This is a genomic window from Helicovermis profundi (assembly GCF_033097505.1).
Classification (GTDB): Bacteria; Bacillota; Clostridia; order Peptostreptococcales; family Acidaminobacteraceae; genus Helicovermis; species Helicovermis profundi.
This window is the reverse complement of the sequence record NZ_AP028654.1, coordinates 514,400-528,837: the sequence shown is the minus strand read 5'-3', so window position 1 is coordinate 528,837 and position 14,438 is coordinate 514,400. Positions and strand designations below refer to the sequence as shown.

The window sequence follows — 14,438 nt, the reverse complement described above, 5'->3', positions numbered from 1 at the left end:
GAAAATATGGTTAAAAAAATCTGAGCAACATATGCAATATAGCTAACAAACTTATTATTGAATAAATATATTAAAACTGAAAATACAATAGGAATAAATATTAGTGCCTGCGATGTTAAAATAATGTTCAATTTGTTTTCACATCCTTTTTGCTAAGTTCATTCCAATTTAGAGTTCCGTAGTAGTGAAATATTTTTACTGCAAACATTAAAGATAGTGCTGTAATAGAAGCGCTTATTACTATTGCCGTTATCATAAGTGCATGAGGAAGTGGATCAACCATACTACTTGTGAAATTTGTTAAAATTGGTATCTCATCGCCTTCATAAGACCCTACAATAACAAATAGTAAAATAATTGAGGCCTGAACGATATTGAAACATAAAATAGATTTTATAATATTTTTACTAGTAGCTACTCCATATACTCCTATTAAAATAATTATTATTGATATTCCAATTTCAAAATTCAACTATCTCCCTCCTCAATAAATATTAAAAATAATACAATAAAACCTATAGCTACTTTTGTTCCTATAATTATATTTAATAATTCTAAATATGTTCTTCTAATACTAATATCAAAATAGCTTGGAAAAAAATTTGTAAACAGCTCCCCTTTTGTTATAAGAGAAAAACCAATTGCAAATATTAGTATAATAAAAATATATTTATCAACTTTCAACATTTTTTTTAAAGAAAATAAGTGTTTATTAGTAATTTGGTAGTAGACTAAATAACTTGTTGATAAAATTACACCACCTTGAAAACCACCACCAACTGATTTATCACCATTTACTATTATATATATTCCAAATATAATTATAAATGGTAATAGTATTCTACTAACAGTGTTTAAAATTTTAGAATTTTCCATACTTTCCTCTTTTTTAATAAATGAATTTCTTGGATTTAGAGGGAGTTTTTACGCCCACTGAATCTTAGAAAACATAATCCAGGGCCTTTTTAGAGTTCTTTATCCCCCACTTTTTTAAGAAGTGGGGGGTTAGAACTCTAAGGCATCGGATAAATTATTATTTTAATAAAAGCTATCTACACATGATATTCATCACACTTTAAGTATTAGCTTAACACTTTACTATTCTAAATCTTTATCTTTTATTGTCATAAATGCAATACCCGTAACAACAACTAATAGAATGCTTGCTTCAAAAAATGAATCAAAAAGCCTATAATCAAGATATATTGATGTTACAAGATTTTTCGAACTAGTTTCTTTATATCCATTTGTAATATAATAATCTTTGCTTAAAGTATTTATATCAACTTTTTCCTTAGAAAATAATATTAATACTTGTGCAAATAATATTAATAATACTCCTATAACTAATACTTTCCTTAAACTTTTCATAATTACCTCTATTTTAAAACAATATTTTAGTCTTTCATTTCTTCATCTAGTATTCTTATTAGTTCTATATTAGAAAAATTTATGAGAGAATTATCTAATTCATTTAAAAGTATATTAGTTTTTTTACCAATCATCTCATATTTTCCATTATATTCATCATAATTTACAATTAAATCTATATCTTTTCTTCTAAAGACACCATGTATGGTTCTACTTTCATCATTTGTTACACTATCTATATCAATTATCTTAAGTTTTAAATTTTCCCTTATACAAAATTCTACTAAAATCTTATTATATTCAAAATTCTTTTTTAAAGTACTCATAACAGTAAATGTTCTCTGCTTTGAAATCGCTATCAAAAAAATTAAAGGAACAAAAGCACTTCCGACAGCAACTTCAGCGAGTGCAACATCAGGCGCAAAATTGTAAAAATATAAACTAGCTGAAATTAAAGAAAATACTGAAAAAAATACGATTAACTTAAAATTGTTTTTTTCCAGTATTATTATTAAACTAAGAAATAAAAGTAAAGTCATAAGCACATATTTGATATACATTTCAAACCTCTTTGTTATTTTTATTTTTTTTATATACATTTCTAGCTATTAAATGATTTATAACAGGATTTGTAATAAGAACAAATATTAATACAATAATTAATTTAAAGGTCATAGATGAAAAACCTAATTTAATAATTAAAGCAATCATAAGCATAATTAGTGCTGCAGTATCAATCACACTACTTGTAAGAAGCTTTGCTAAAACAGTTTCATATCTAATTACACCAAAAACTCCAATTAATACAAAACTCATGGATATTATCAATAAAATATCTGAAAGCATATTCCCTCCTAGAAACTTTAAATTGTATTATTTATTAAGATTCGTCTATACTCCCAGTAAATCTTAGTAACAATACCAATGCTAAAAATCCAATAATAGAATATGCAATTGCAATATCCATAATAAAAGGTTCGTTAGAATATACAGCGTATGTTACCAGTAACATTGTTATTAATAAAGAAAATAAATTTAAAAATACCAACCTTTTAAACAAGGTGTTGCTAAGAATTAACTTAGTAAATAATACTATCATTGAAAATATAATAACTATCATAGAAATTATCAACATAGAATTTAGTATCCTCCTAAAATTTAATTAATAATATTTTACTAATTACCACTATGAATTCATTTTTCAAATAAGGTAAATGGTTTTTGTAATCTTTCTATATCATCAACTATTTTTTTTTCACTTTTTATATTTTCAGCGAAACATAATACACTAATAATATTTTCTTCAATTTCCAAAGAAATTGTTCCTGGTGTAAGCGTTATTGCGTTTGAAATAAGAACTTTTGCATAAATATTTTTAAATTTTAGTTTAACTCTAACTTTTCTAACTTTACTTTCATTATTAATAATTCTTATTATTTGAGTATATGTTGATTTTATTATATCAACAAAAACAATAATTATAAAATATGAAATTGTAATTGGATTAATAGTAATATAATTTTTTTCTTCACTAAAAAAAACCAAATCGATTGTAAAAAAAGAAATTATTATACTTAGACCTAAACCATATAAAATAGTAGTTTTATTTAAACTTTCATTTAATATAATCCAAAATAAAAATAGAAATATACTTAATATTAGTATTTTAAAAAATTTATTCATCTATACCTCATTTACAATCATTAGTGTAGGTTGCTATTAAATTAAAGTTATTTTAATAGTTAGTACTTTTTAATTTTTCTTCACGTTTATTTGCTCTTTGAAGTAAACTATTTTTATTTACAACTACTCTTTCATGTTCTCCGTGACCTATTAAGCCAATTTCATCAAATGCGTCAATTTTTAATTTAATTTTTGTACCTACTATTTCATCTACTACGATTTTAACTGAAACAGTTTCTCCAAGCACTGTAGGTTTATCATGCGAAGCACTTATACTTTTACCAACCGTAATATAACCTTCTTCTAGTTTATCGTCAAGCATCATTGAACTTCCTTCTATCATTAATGCTATTAACGATGGTGTTGCAAATAATTTCTCTAATTTACCACTACCATAGTTCAGTGCAGTATCTTCTTCAGTAACTTTCTTTTGAATTGTAAAACTTTCACCAACTTTAATGCCATTTAAATTTAACATAGTATTCCTCCATTCGTTAAAATTATATAAATCAACACAGTTTTATTGTAGCTTATACATTATATTTACCTTTTTTTTAGCTATTTAAACATAATAAGAGACTTTTAAAGCTCTTATACAAATAAAGTGGATACAACTTATCTTAATAAGTTGTATCCACTTTGTTTGTTTTATTTTTTATGCATATTTAGTATTAACATATTTATCAATTATTGACAACTTTGCTTCTTCATCAAACACTCCATTTTTTTTAAGCCTATTTAATATTCTTTTATCCTTTGAATGAAATACGGCTTTATCATAATTATCAATTGTTATTTCAAATAATTCTCCCTCTAATACTTCCGAATTCATTTTCAAGAAATATGCACTCACATTTTTATAATTGATAAGTTCTAAAAGATTTAATGTTTCTTTATCTTTTTTAGCATAATAGTCCTGAGCATATTCATATAACTCACGCGACTTCGTAGAATCTCTAAATCTACACTCTTCACATTTCATAAGCGTATATTTTGCTAGAGTGTTGTAATACTGGTAATTGTATAAACTTTTTTCGATTGAATCAACATTAATTTTAAAGGGCTTCATATTTTCCACCTTTAAAAATTCGTAACAAGCTTCAATATACTGAATTTTGTTTATCTTACCTTCTTTAAGAGTATCAATAAGCATATCTCTATTTTCCACAAATTTACTTAGTTCATTTACTTCATTTCTTTTCTTAATCAAATTAACCTCAATTCTATAATACTTTTTTTGGATCAAATTTTAAATAGTCAGACGACACTAAAATATATTCTACACCATTTACATCGCCTTGTATACTAGAAAAAAAAGAAGCTTCTGTATGTAGGTGTCCATAAATGACTTTTTCTACTCCATATTTTTCAAAAAGAGAAGTAAATTCACTTGTTTCTTTTAAATCATTAGTTGGTGGATAGTGCATCATTACAATAAACTTACTATATCCATCTTTAATAGCACTGTCTAAAGAAATTTTAAGTCTAATGATTTCTCTCTTATATATTTTTAAATCACTTTCTGTAAAATTTGTTTTAGATGGTGAATTCCATCCTCTGCTACCACAAATAGCATAGTCTTTATATACAAAATATTTATTATGAAGAAAGTCAATAGTTTCAAACTTGCCTATCATTTTTTTTAGTGAAGTCCACCAATAATCATGGTTACCTTTTATTATTATTTTTTTTCCAGGTAATTTATCAATCCACTCTAAGTCAATCATAGCTCCACTAAATTTTATCGCCCAAGAAATATCACCCGGAATTAAAATAGTATCTTCATCGCTTATTTTTTCTAACCAGTTTTTTTTAATTTTATTTTCGTAATCGTTCCAATTTTCTCCAAAAATATCCATTGGTTTACTTTCAGAAAAACTCAAATGTAAATCCCCTATTGCATAAAGAGCCACTCTATCACCATCATTCCTATATATCTAATCAGAAGAAAAAATTTTATAACGAGGAAGTTCATTCTTAATATCTACTAATAAATCCTCAAAATCATCCATCATGCCTTCTTCCCAAAGTTTATCAAATCTTTTTTGAAACTGAACTGCTTCATCTTCTCTTTCTGCTAGTATTAAAAGCCTAATATTATTAGTAATATCTGTTACAATATTTGATTTTCTCTCAAACAGAAGCTGAGCTTTTATAATTTCTTTTCTTATTTCATACATTTCATCATCTAAAGCAGACGCTGCATCTGCAGCTTTTTTAAGTCTATTTCTAACAAGTTCCGGTATATTTTTTTTATATTTGTAATTTAGAGAATGTTCAATAGTTGCCCAAAAATTCATTGCTAAAGTTCTTATTTGGAGTTCTGCAAGGATTTCTTTTTCACCAAGTGCAGTTTGAAGGCGATATTTAATTATTATATGGTAACTTTTATATCCACTTTCTTTAGTGTTTTTGATATAATTCTTCTCGTATACAATTTGAAGATCTTTACCATTTCTAGCTCTAATTAATTCCACTACTTTATAAATATCATCTCTAAATTGACACATAATTCTTATTCCTGCAATATCCTCCATAAGCTCTACTATTCTATTTTCAGGTATTCCTCTACGTTTTGATTTTTCAATAATCGAGGATATTTTTTTTACTCGACCAGTAACAAATTCAATCGGAGAATAATCATTCATTTCCCTATATTCTTTTCTAATAGATTTAAATTTAACTTTTAATTCTTCAACAGCCTGTTCATAAGGAATCAGAACTTTTTTCCATTCTCTAATTTGGTTTTCCAAAATATAACCTCCAATCAAATCATTTAATTATAATGTGCATTTACAATCTCATTATACTATAAAATAAACAATTATTGATTACTTTTTTAAGTAAAAATATATTGCAAAATATTATTTTATGCTCTTTCCACCTAAATAATCACATTTATCTCCTTGATAAGCACCAAGCCTATCAAGTTCAAAATCAATCATATCATTTATTTTCCACCAGCTCATAGACCAATTACAAAATAAAGTTTCTTCCTCTGGTGCTCTTGCTAGAAGTCTCTGAAAAACTATATTTTTAGAGCTGTATCTAATAAATTCAACAACTCTTTCGACATAGTCCTTAACCGTGCAAATTTCAATTTCTCCATTTTTATACATATTACCAAGTTTTGTATTTTTAAGGATATAAAGCGAGTGGATTTTTATTAAATCAACTCTAAGAGCAGAAAGTACTTTAGCAGTTTCAATAAAATCTTCTAAATCATCCCAAGGTAAGTTACCTATTAAGTGAACGCAAATATCAAAATCAAATTTTTTTATCATAATTACTGAATCAATAAATTCCGCTAAAGAATGTCCTCTATTAAGTATTTTAAGCGTCTTATGATTAATTGATTGTAGGCCAAGTTCGAGAGTTATTTGAACATTTTTTTCATTTGAAACTTCATTTAACATTTTAAGAAATTCTTCACTAATACAGTCCGGTCTAGTAGATATACAAAGTTCAACAATATCTTCAATACAAGCGTCTAAATAATATTTTTTTAAAACACTTAATTTTTCATATGAATTTGTATAATTTTGAAAATATCCAATAAACTTTTTTGCTTTATACTTTTTCTCGATTCTTTCTCTATTTATTGATAGTTGGTCTTTAACACTTACTTTACTACTTAGATTTTCAAATCCAGCTCCTAGATCTCCACAAAAAATACAACCACCATAACCAATTTTTCCATCTCTATTTGGACAAGTAAGCGGAATATTTATTGGAAGCTTATACACTTTTTCGTGGTATTTTTCTTTCAGAAACTCTGAATATATTTTATAATGTTTTTTAATAGTAATCACCTTTTTTAATATGTATTTTACACTTTACTATGTAAAAAAAGGTGAGCCAAGGCTCACCTTTCTAATTAATTAATTTCATTATTACTGTTGATTCCATTTTCTTAATGAGTTTTGTCTTGCATCACTTTTACCTTTAGCGTCAAGTCCCCAGTAAAAATCTGAAGTCAATTGTGGTTCCCACTCTCCGTAAATTGGATTAGGAAGCATAATAAATTTAGAACCAAAATCAGCTTTTAATTTAGCAACTTCTGCACTTCTTTCAGCATTGTTTTTCTTTTCAAATACATTTGAGAAATCGTTTAAGTTGTCTCCCATTAGAACTACAAGTCTATGATCTTTAGCAACCATATCTCTTCTAGCTTCTTTACTAGATTCTGCTGTTCTAAGCATCATATGTTCTTTTGTGATTTGTGGAAAACCAAGAGCTTTTAAATTATTCATTGTAGGCTCAAGTAATCCTGCTGTTTCTTTTCTGTTTGTAATATAGTAAATATCATAGCCTTTACTAGCAGCATAATTTAAAAATTCTGCTGAACCAGGCATTGCAAGAGCTTGTTCATCATTTACCCATTTACCCCATGAAGATGATGAATAATGACCTGCATTTCCAACAAATGAAGCGTTAAATGCACTATTGTCAATTACTGTTTCATCAGCATCTACTATTACTGCACCTTTCATAGTAGCTGAAGCATTGTTTACTAAATCAAGATCTATCATCATTTTAGCCATGTTAAATGCTTGATAACTAAGAGCTTTAAATTCACCTGAGTTTTGAACCCAAGCTAGGGCCATTACATATTCTTCATTAAGATCAACTTGTGAAAAATCTGGAGCTAATTTTAACACTCCACCAGCATAAATCATATTTGGATTTTTTAAATCGTTAAACTTAACTAAATCTTCAACTTTTACACCTGTTTTACTAGCAATATTAGCTAAAGTGTCTCCTGACTGAATACTGTAATTATCATTTGCAAAACTTACAGCACCGATCGATACTACTAAACTTAATACCATTACTAAACTCAAAATTCTTCTTTTCATTAAAATAAATCCTCCCCAAAATTTTTTTGATGACTTTAATAGCTATATCTATATACTATTTCTTTTTTGTCACCACGGTTAAAGTTCAATAATATTTTCCAAACTCCTTTTTTTATTTTGTGTTTTTTTTGTAACATTTACCTAATGGCTAAAAGTTATAATATCCAATTTATTAGAACTTCTTTATAAAACAAAAACACATTTTTATCAATGTGTTTTTGTTTTATCCTATTCTATTTTATAACTTAAAAATCATTTAAATTATATTTTCTATATTTTCATAACTAACAATATCAAAAACTACTTCTTTTTTTGTTTTTTTCTGCAATCTATTAATCATATTTTGTTGAGCATTTGATTCGAAAGACTCACCCATAACTATAATATCAATTTTATTTTCTTCAGCTGCATTTCCAAGCGTTTCTTCAATTTTTTTTGATTTTATTACTGTTAAATTTGCGCCATATTCTTTGCTAACATCAAATAAATATTCTATAGCATCCGATTCTTTTAACTTACCAAAATATTTCCAATTTTCTTTTACTACATGAATAACAAAAAGTTCATCACTATCATTTTTTCTAAGTTCATTTCCCCTTTGTATTAAGCGCTCACATGATTTTTGTTGCGTTACGCAAACCATAATTTTTTTCCTATTTCTCATTATTATTTTACCTCACTGGTGAATATATAGTATTAACTCGCCTAAACTTATTATATCAAATTTTTTACAAAAAAATTCAATATTCTATTAACATTTTGTTAACACTTCTTTTATACCCAATTATATTAAAAATAACTTTTTTTGTTTACAATAAGCTTTTTATATTATATTCTAAGCTGTAGAAAAGAATATAATATAAAATTAGAAAGGAGTTTTGATTGTACACACAATCAATAAAAATTTATTATGAATAAATACACAAAAATTATTGGTGTAAAAGGTTTTTATTTTATAAAAGAATTTTATAAAATAAAGCATCACAAAAATAAAATTAGAGAACTAAGTGAAGATACGGTAGCAAAATTCTTTAAAAAAGGTGATTGCGAAATTGAAGTTTACTTTGAAGAAACTGATAAAACAATTTTAATTGATGATTTCTCAAGTAAAGAAGACATAAAAAAATATCTAGGGAAAAAATTCTTATAACCCCTAGATATTTATGTGTGTTTTAGTCTTCACTTAAAGTAGATACGATTTTAATTTTATATTTATTTGCAAGTTCTTTAGTTTTAACTGAAAATTCTTCTACCTCTGAATTTTCAATATCCATAACTTTCATAAGTCCATCTATATAAATCGACTCTATATCATAGTTATTTGAGATAAGTCCACATAAAAAACCAAAAAATTCATCTTTAGTTTTTACTGGAAATTCATTCATATTTATAAGTCTCATGGTATGTTTTAAATTATACATATGACTTTTATCTCTATCTATAAAAATCACACTTCCATCAGAAGTAACCACATCCTCATTAGCCATTTTTATCAACTCTTTAGTCTTTCCGCTACCTTTTTTTCCTGAAATTAAATTGAACATCTCAATCTACCCCCTTATAATTGAAGACAACTAAAAACCACAACATCTATTAATCTTTCATAAGTAAAAATTAAGCTACTATTATATTTAATTCTTCAAAATTTGCTTAATTCCTTTATTTTTCTCATGAAATTTTAAATATTCTCAATATTTAATTCTTCGATAAAACCTTTTCTTAACTGCCCACACGCTGCATTAATATCACTACCCAATTCTCTTCTAATAGTAACAGTAATTCCGTATTTTTCTAACGTTTTTTTAAAATTTACTATATTTTTATTTTGGGTTGGTTTAAAGCCTCTTTCTTTAACTGCATTAATTGGAATAAGATTCACATGACAAAGCATTCCTTTTAATAATTTTCCAAGTTCTTGTGCCGTTAAATCATTGTCATTTACATTTTCTATTAAAGCATATTCAAAAGTCACTCTTCTTCCTGTAGTATCAATATAATATTTGCAAGCTTCAATTAATTCTTTTATTGGATATTTATTATTGATAGGCATTGTAGACGATCTTAGATCATCGTTTGGTGCATGAAGACTAATTGCTAGCGTTAACTGTAAATTTAAATCTGCAAGTTTTTTAATTTTTGGTGCTATTCCAGAAGTTGAAAGTGTAATCGATCTCATTCCTATATTAAGTCCCTTAGGGTGATTTACTAATCTTAAAAATTTAATAACTTCATCATAATTATCAAGAGGTTCTCCGCTTCCCATAAGCACAATATTACTTACCCTTTCTTTAATGTCATTTTGTATCGCAAAAATTTGTCCAATAATCTCTCCAGCAGTTAAATTTCTAACCATACCACCTATTGTTGAGGCGCAAAAAGTACAACCCATCTTGCACCCAATTTGAGTCGATACACAGACTGTATTACCATGCTTATATCTCATTAATACAGACTCAATTATATTACCATCATTTAGTTTAAAAAGATATTTTTTTGTTCCATCGTTCTCCGAGCTTAGTACTTTTAAACTTTTAGCATTATTTAATATAAATTTTTCTTTTAATTTTAATCTTAATTCCTTTGATATATTAGTCATATCATCAAAATTTTCTACGCCTTTTTGTATCCATTCAAATAATTGTTTGGCTCTAAATTTTTTTTCATTATTATTAATTAGAAATTCTTCTAAATCAGATATTTCATATGAACGAATATCTTTAAATTTACTACTCATTAAAATCCTCCATACTAACTGGTTTTCCTTTTTTATTTAAATAGTTAATAAACTTTTCTACTGAACTATTCATAATATTATCTTCTTTAATATTTGCATTTTCAATAACTTTAATAGCCTCATCAAATTCACCTAAAGTAAAAATAATATGAGAGTCACTACCAGCAATAATTTTTGCACCATAAATTTCACAAAGATGAGCAATTACATTACAATTAGCATCACTACCTTTTCTTGACTCTGACTTAAAGGAACTATTATTAATCTCAATAATTTTATTATGCTTTACACATGCTTTAACAATAGTTTCATAATCTACTGGAATTTTAGGGTTTCCAAGGTGACCAATTACATCAACATATGGATTTTCAATTGCACCTAAAAATGCATTGGTATTTTTCTCTACCGTTGAAGGTACTAAGCATACATCATGAAAACTTGCAATTACTAGATCTAGTCTTTTAAGATATTTTTCTTCGACATCAATTTTACCATCAAAATCTATAATATTTGCTTCTACACCTCTAAGAACTTTCACTCCCTCGATAACTCTAGGTATAATAGTCTGATTCGCAATTTGAAAAATATTTGAAGAACCTGGCATTTTAGGAGCATGATCTGTTATGGCAATTAAGTCAAGTTCAATCTCTTTTGCTCTTTTTACATATTCAAGCAATGTACTATATGCATGACCACTCGCCATAGTATGTACATGCGTATCCAAACAATACTTCATATTAATAACCCCTTTCGATATTAACAACATTTATTAATTTTTTTCCTTCTATTATACTTTTAAGATTCTGATAAGTATACTTAAACCTTCTTATATTTCTCATTTCAGATATCCATGAACTATGAGAAGATATATTAACATTTTCAAAATTCCACAATTTACTTGTTTCACTTAAAGGTTCCTCATCAAAAACATCTAATGATATCCCTTTGAATTTTCCATTTTCTAAATGAATTATCAAATCTTTTTCATCAATTACCTTTCCTCTTGAAACGTTGATTAAGCATGAATCATTTTTCATTTTACTTAATAAATCATAATTAAATATATGATGAGTTTTTTGTGTATAAGGAAGAGTAAGAATCACAAAATCCATATCACTAATAATACTAGCTATTTGGCTAAATTTAAAACATTTTTTTATATTTTCTATATTTTTACCACTTGTATTTACCCCATATACATTCATATCAAATCCATATAAACGTTTTATAGCTTCTTTTGCAATGGTACCAGTACCCACGAAAAGAACATTTTTATCATATAATTCTAAAATACTTGTATCTATTTTCCATTTTTTCATACTTTGATTTTTGAATTTTGATTTGCTATTTTTATACATTTCTAACATACTTAAAACAATATACTCGCCCATAGGGATACTATATCCACCTTTATTATTTGTAATTATAATATCTCTACTTATAATTTTTTCTAAAGGTAGTTGATCGAATCCTATACTTGAGAGTAAAATATACTTTAAATTTTTCATTTCATCTAAATTTATTTTATCAAAAGGATTATAACAAACTAATATGTCCGAATCATTAACAAATTCGTTATTTGTAATTTCTTTTTCATTGATTACAATTACTTCATAACCAAGTTTTCTAATTTTATTTATATTTTCTTCACCATAATCATACGTAAAAGTTACTTTCATAATTTCTCCTTTATTAACTTTCTTAAAAAAATAAGTAACATGAAGGAATCCTCCATGTTACTTATTTTTAAAGATTTTTATCTTCCTTATACTCATCAACTGCACTAGATAATATATCAGCAAGTCCTACAAATTCACAACCATAATGAAACTCACCTTTACCATCATTTTTTCTTATAATTTTTAGAACACTAAAAAAATGTTTTTCTTCTTCTAACTGAATATTTGCATTAAAGTAATAACCCAACGGCATTTCTACATGAGAAGAAAAACCAATCCCCGTTTTCGAAATATCTGTTATTTCAAGATCTTCTTTTATATCATCAATAACCTCATTGTTCTGCTTATAAAGCGACTCAACTCTTAAAGTCATCATAAAAGGCAATCTTTCTGCACGTCTTTTTTCTAACATAAACTCACTCCTCTTTAAGTAAAATAATCTATTTATTTAGTAATTTTATTCCCCAAAACTTATTAATCATTATCTGGGTATTTAGCTCTAATTTCTAATATTTCATCAATATGCTTAAAGAAAATATCAACAATTAAAGGATCAAACATCTTGCCTCTTTCATTTTTTATATATTCAAGAATATCATCCATTATCCATTTTTCTTTATACACTCTTTTATGTCCAAGTGCATCAAATACATCTACCAATGATGTTATTCTAGAAAAAATTTCTATTTCTTCAGCTTTTTTACCACTTGGGTATCCTAATCCATCCCATCTCTCATGATGTTCAAGTGCAATCATTGCAGCAGTCTTCATTATCCTTCTACTTGATTGTTTTAATATTTCAAATCCTATCATAGAGTGTGTTTTGATAATTTCAAATTCAGCTTCAGTAAGCTTTCCAGGCTTATTTAATATGTTATCAGGAATCCCGATTTTTCCAATATCATGCATAGGCGATGCTAGTCTAAGAATCTTTGCATTTTCTTCAGTGATTCCATATGCTTTTGCTAATATATAAGAATATTCAGCAACTCTTCTAACATGATTTGCAGTTTCTTTTGATCTTGTTTCAACAATCTCACCTAATGTAAAAATAACTTCTTTTTGTGTATCAATGATCTCCATATTCAAATAGATATTTTCAAGTGCAATAGAAACATTTGAAGAAAAAATTTTAAGTAAATCAATTTCAAATTGTCCAAGTTCTCTACTCGCTTCAAGTAAAATAACATTTTCATGTATACCAAGTGAGGTAAAATATCCAATAAATATATTATCAAAAAATATTGATTTTTTTTCTCTAATTACTTTTTTTATAGACATTAATAAACTCTCATCTATTTCGTCTTCTAAACTTAGAGCACTACTATCATTATACTTTCCAGAGCCAACTACACTAGAAATTACTCCGTATGTATAATTAATAATTGCTGCGTCTATTCTAGTTTCTCTCCCATCACAATAATCAAGTAATCTTTCTAATTGTTTTAAGATACCATTTGAAAACTTTTCAATCGATTTAATTTCAAATATATCTTTTGATGAAGAAATGATTTTTTCAAGACCGACTTTATTTTTTTCAATTGTTTTCATATCTCTAAATGATCTTAACGATGAAATTACTGCGGTATAAAGTTTTTGAACAGTTAATTCAGTTTTCGATTTGTAGTCATTAATATCATAGTTCTTAATAACATCTTCTTCAGGCGCCTGACCTGGCTGACCCGTTCTTAAAATTATCCTTACAAATGGATTTTTAATTTTATCTCTAATTTCCCTAACAACATCAAGTCCTGAATTCTCAGTTTCCATAACTACATCTAAAATAATCATAGCAACATCATCGTTTTCTATCATAGCTTCAATTGTTTCTTTTCCAGAATATGCGCTAATAAGCTTAAGTGGTCGTCCTTCAAAAAAAAACTTTTTAAGAACCATCTTAGTCATAACATGAACTTCTTCTTCATCATCGGCTATAATAATTTTCCATGGATTAGATAAATTCTCACTTAGAGTAATATCACTATCTTCTTCAAGAAAGAAAAGATCTTCTTCTGTAGACAAATCTGTTGTATTTAATTTTTCATTAATTTTATTACCATTTAATATCATATGTCCACCTCAGATACATTTATTCACCATCTATTTTAATTT

The 14,438-nt window shown here is 26.5% G+C and carries 21 protein-coding genes; 1 reads left to right on the top strand and 20 read right to left on the bottom strand.

Annotated features, from left to right (window positions below; translation table 11 throughout):
* Window positions 1-127 precede the first annotated feature (127 nt).
* The 14 genes from AACH12_RS02280 to AACH12_RS02215 form a co-directional block, all read right to left on the bottom strand.
* Window positions 128-472: a sodium:proton antiporter gene (locus AACH12_RS02280; RefSeq protein ID WP_338536464.1), complete on the bottom strand. Its 345-nt coding sequence runs from the start codon at window positions 470-472 to the stop codon at window positions 128-130.
* Complete coding sequence (locus AACH12_RS02275) at window positions 469-876, bottom strand: MnhB domain-containing protein (protein WP_338536463.1); 408 nt, start codon at window positions 874-876, stop codon at window positions 469-471. Before AACH12_RS02275 ends, AACH12_RS02280 begins: the two co-directional genes overlap by 4 nt.
* A gap of 222 nt (window positions 877-1,098) precedes the next feature.
* The gene (locus AACH12_RS02270; RefSeq protein ID WP_338536462.1) at window positions 1,099-1,371 is read right to left on the bottom strand and encodes a hypothetical protein; all 273 of its coding nucleotides are present in this window, start codon (window positions 1,369-1,371) and stop codon (window positions 1,099-1,101) included.
* A gap of 26 nt (window positions 1,372-1,397) precedes the next feature.
* The gene (locus AACH12_RS02265) at window positions 1,398-1,931 is read right to left on the bottom strand and encodes a Na(+)/H(+) antiporter subunit B (protein WP_338536461.1); all 534 of its coding nucleotides are present in this window, start codon (window positions 1,929-1,931) and stop codon (window positions 1,398-1,400) included.
* A 1-nt stretch (window position 1,932) separates the two neighbouring features.
* Window positions 1,933-2,217: a cation:proton antiporter gene (locus tag AACH12_RS02260; protein ID WP_338536460.1), complete on the bottom strand. Its 285-nt coding sequence runs from the start codon at window positions 2,215-2,217 to the stop codon at window positions 1,933-1,935.
* 34 nt (window positions 2,218-2,251) lie between these two features.
* The gene (locus tag AACH12_RS02255; RefSeq protein WP_338536459.1) at window positions 2,252-2,506 is read right to left on the bottom strand and encodes an MrpF/PhaF family protein; all 255 of its coding nucleotides are present in this window, start codon (window positions 2,504-2,506) and stop codon (window positions 2,252-2,254) included.
* 59 nt (window positions 2,507-2,565) lie between these two features.
* Window positions 2,566-3,054, bottom strand: coding sequence for a Na+/H+ antiporter subunit E (locus tag AACH12_RS02250; protein ID WP_338536458.1), 489 nt, complete (start codon window positions 3,052-3,054; stop codon window positions 2,566-2,568).
* 52 nt (window positions 3,055-3,106) lie between these two features.
* Entirely contained in the window at window positions 3,107-3,532 is a 426-nt protein-coding gene (locus AACH12_RS02245; protein ID WP_338536457.1) for a thioesterase family protein, read from the bottom strand.
* A 177-nt stretch (window positions 3,533-3,709) separates the two neighbouring features.
* On the bottom strand, window positions 3,710-4,264 hold the full coding sequence (locus AACH12_RS02240; RefSeq protein WP_338536456.1) for a DUF6648 family protein: 555 nt from the start codon (window positions 4,262-4,264) through the stop codon (window positions 3,710-3,712).
* 13 nt (window positions 4,265-4,277) lie between these two features.
* On the bottom strand, window positions 4,278-4,967 hold the full coding sequence (locus AACH12_RS02235) for a metallophosphoesterase (RefSeq protein WP_338536455.1): 690 nt from the start codon (window positions 4,965-4,967) through the stop codon (window positions 4,278-4,280).
* A 24-nt stretch (window positions 4,968-4,991) separates the two neighbouring features.
* The gene (locus AACH12_RS02230) at window positions 4,992-5,807 is read right to left on the bottom strand and encodes a GTP pyrophosphokinase (RefSeq protein WP_338536454.1); all 816 of its coding nucleotides are present in this window, start codon (window positions 5,805-5,807) and stop codon (window positions 4,992-4,994) included.
* 111 nt (window positions 5,808-5,918) lie between these two features.
* Window positions 5,919-6,866, bottom strand: coding sequence for a tRNA modification radical SAM protein MnmL/YtqA (gene mnmL / locus AACH12_RS02225; protein ID WP_338536453.1), 948 nt, complete (start codon window positions 6,864-6,866; stop codon window positions 5,919-5,921).
* 81 nt (window positions 6,867-6,947) lie between these two features.
* A complete protein-coding gene (locus AACH12_RS02220; protein ID WP_338536452.1) occupies window positions 6,948-7,913 on the bottom strand; it encodes a 5'-nucleotidase, lipoprotein e(P4) family in 966 nt (321 codons plus the stop codon).
* 256 nt (window positions 7,914-8,169) lie between these two features.
* The gene (locus AACH12_RS02215) at window positions 8,170-8,577 is read right to left on the bottom strand and encodes a universal stress protein (protein ID WP_338536451.1); all 408 of its coding nucleotides are present in this window, start codon (window positions 8,575-8,577) and stop codon (window positions 8,170-8,172) included.
* Between the two features lie 246 nt (window positions 8,578-8,823).
* Here AACH12_RS02215 and AACH12_RS02210 point away from each other — a divergent pair, with 246 nt between their 5' ends.
* The gene (locus tag AACH12_RS02210) at window positions 8,824-9,063 is read left to right on the top strand and encodes a hypothetical protein (protein ID WP_338536450.1); all 240 of its coding nucleotides are present in this window, start codon (window positions 8,824-8,826) and stop codon (window positions 9,061-9,063) included.
* A 22-nt stretch (window positions 9,064-9,085) separates the two neighbouring features.
* Here the strand turns inward: AACH12_RS02210 and AACH12_RS02205 are convergent, their stop codons facing one another.
* The 6 genes from AACH12_RS02205 to AACH12_RS02180 form a co-directional block, all read right to left on the bottom strand.
* A complete protein-coding gene (locus AACH12_RS02205) occupies window positions 9,086-9,457 on the bottom strand; it encodes a twitching motility protein PilT (RefSeq protein ID WP_338536449.1) in 372 nt (123 codons plus the stop codon).
* A gap of 134 nt (window positions 9,458-9,591) precedes the next feature.
* Window positions 9,592-10,647 (bottom strand): dual-specificity RNA methyltransferase RlmN, encoded by a 1,056-nt coding sequence (gene rlmN, locus AACH12_RS02200; RefSeq protein ID WP_338536448.1) that lies wholly within the window; start codon window positions 10,645-10,647, stop codon window positions 9,592-9,594.
* Entirely contained in the window at window positions 10,640-11,383 is a 744-nt protein-coding gene (locus tag AACH12_RS02195) for a phosphatase (protein WP_338536447.1), read from the bottom strand. The genes rlmN and AACH12_RS02195 overlap by 8 nt, the downstream gene beginning before the upstream one ends.
* Window position 11,384: 1 nt before the next feature.
* The gene (locus AACH12_RS02190; RefSeq protein ID WP_338536446.1) at window positions 11,385-12,326 is read right to left on the bottom strand and encodes a phosphoglycerate dehydrogenase; all 942 of its coding nucleotides are present in this window, start codon (window positions 12,324-12,326) and stop codon (window positions 11,385-11,387) included.
* Between the two features lie 67 nt (window positions 12,327-12,393).
* Entirely contained in the window at window positions 12,394-12,738 is a 345-nt protein-coding gene (locus tag AACH12_RS02185; protein WP_338536445.1) for a PilZ domain-containing protein, read from the bottom strand.
* Between the two features lie 62 nt (window positions 12,739-12,800).
* Entirely contained in the window at window positions 12,801-14,396 is a 1,596-nt protein-coding gene (locus AACH12_RS02180) for a DUF3369 domain-containing protein (protein WP_338536444.1), read from the bottom strand.
* Between the last annotated feature and the right edge of the window lie 42 nt (window positions 14,397-14,438).